At 71.9% G+C, this 1,736-nt stretch carries 2 protein-coding genes; one reads left to right on the forward strand and one right to left on the reverse strand.

Translation table 11 applies throughout. The annotated features are described in order from the left end of the window. Positions 1–4: 4 nt before the first annotated feature. Positions 5–631 carry a ribonuclease HII gene (locus FV223_RS26755; RefSeq protein WP_147729753.1) on the forward strand — a complete coding sequence of 209 codons (627 nt, stop codon included), beginning with the start codon at positions 5–7 and terminating at the stop codon, positions 629–631. Between the two features lie 51 nt (positions 632–682). On the opposite strand, the gene FV223_RS26760 is transcribed toward FV223_RS26755, so the two are convergent. Beyond that, positions 683–1,736, reverse strand: a 1,054-nt coding sequence (locus tag FV223_RS26760) for a PA0069 family radical SAM protein (RefSeq protein WP_147729752.1), incomplete at its 5' end; no start/stop codon positions are given.

The raw sequence follows: 1,736 nt of genomic DNA on the forward strand, positions 1-1,736 counted from the left end.
CCCCGTGCCCCCCTTCGATCCCGCCTGCGCCGCCGACTACCCCGCCGTCATCGGCTGCGACGAGGTCGGGCGCGGCGCCCTGTGCGGCCCGGTGGTCGTCGCGGCGGTGTGGTTCGACCCGACCGCGATCCCGCCGGACCTGCTCGCCCGCCTCGACGACAGCAAGCGGGTCAAGGAACCGCTGCGCGAGATCCTAACGCCGCTGATCCGCGCGCAGGGCCGCGTCGCGGTCGCGGCGGGATCCCGGGCATTGATCGACCGGGTCAACGTCCGCGTCGCCACCCTCGACGCGATGCGCCGGGCGGTGCTGCGGCTCGCCCTCGATGCGCCGGTGCTGGTCGACGGGCGGGACGCGGTTCCCGGCCTGCCGCAGCCCTGCCGTGCGGTCGTCGGCGGCGACCGCGCGGTGCCGCAGATCGCCGCCGCCTCGATCGTCGCCAAGACGTTTCGCGATGCGCTGATGCGGGTGCTGGCCCGGCGCCACCCGCATTACGGTTGGGATCGCAACGTCGGCTACGGCGCCCCGGTGCACCTCGCCGGCCTCAGGACCCACGGCCGCACCCCGCATCACCGGCTGAGTTTCACGCGGGCGTACGGCGATGGCGGAGCGAACACCACGGGCGCCGATTAGGTCGCAATCGTTTGCGAGATGCCTGAGGTCGTCCGTCGATGCCAAAACGATTCAGCCGTCCTGCCGCCGCGGAGCATTGCTCGATCGCCGCCTTCGCCTCCGTCGCAGCAGCGAGAACTGCTCGCCGGGCTTGGCGAAGGCCGAGGCGTCGAGGGTGATGCGGGTTTGCGCATAGCCGAGGCGCGCCTTGGCCAGCCGCATCCGCGTCGCGATTAGGCCGGCGTAGGCGCCCTCCCCGGTCATCCGCTTGCCGAACGTGGCGTCGTATTCGCGGCCGCCGCGGGCCTGCTCGACCAGGGAGAACACGTGGCGCTGCCGCCCGGGATAGTGCTCGGCGAACCAGTCGGCGACGAGGTCCTTCAGCTCGTGCGGCAGGCGCAGCAGCACGAGGTTCGCCTCCCGCGCGCCGCAGGCGCGGGCCTCCGTCATGATCGCCTCGATCTCGTGGTCGTTGAGCGAGGGGATGATCGGCGCGACGATCACCATCACCGGCACGCCGGCTCGGCTGAGCGCCCGGATCGCCTCCAGGCGCTTGCGCGGATGCGGCGCGCGCGGCTCCATCTTCCGGGCGAGCACCGGATCGAGGGTCGTCACCGACATCGCCACCTTCACGAGGTTCCGCTCCGCCATCCCGGCCAGGATGTCGATGTCGCGGGTGACGAGGTTCGACTTCGTCACGATGCCGACGGGATGGCGCAGGCGGGCCAGCACCTCGAGGATCTCCCGGGTGATGCGGTGCTCGCGCTCAATCGGCTGATACGGGTCGGTCGCCGTTTCGAGAGCGATGGTCCGCGGCGCGTAGCCCGGCGCCGACAGCTCCCGCTCGAGCAGGCGCGCGGCGTCCGGCTTGGCGAAGAGCTTCGTCTCGAAGTCGAGCCCGGGCGACAGGCCGGCATAGGCGTGGTTCGGCCGGGCGAAGCAGTAGACGCAGCCGTGCTCGCAGCCGCGATAGGGGTTGATCGAGCGGTCGAACGAGATGTCGGGCGAGGTGTTGCGGGAGATGATCCCGCTCGCCCGCTCCAGCGTCACCTCTGTGCGTCTGGCCGGTGCGGGCTCGTCCGCCGGCCAGCCGTCGTCGGCGGCCTCGCGGCGGATCGCCTCGAAG

This window comes from Methylobacterium sp. WL116, assembly GCF_008039455.1.
In the GTDB taxonomy this organism is placed as follows: Bacteria; Pseudomonadota; Alphaproteobacteria; order Rhizobiales; family Beijerinckiaceae; genus Methylobacterium.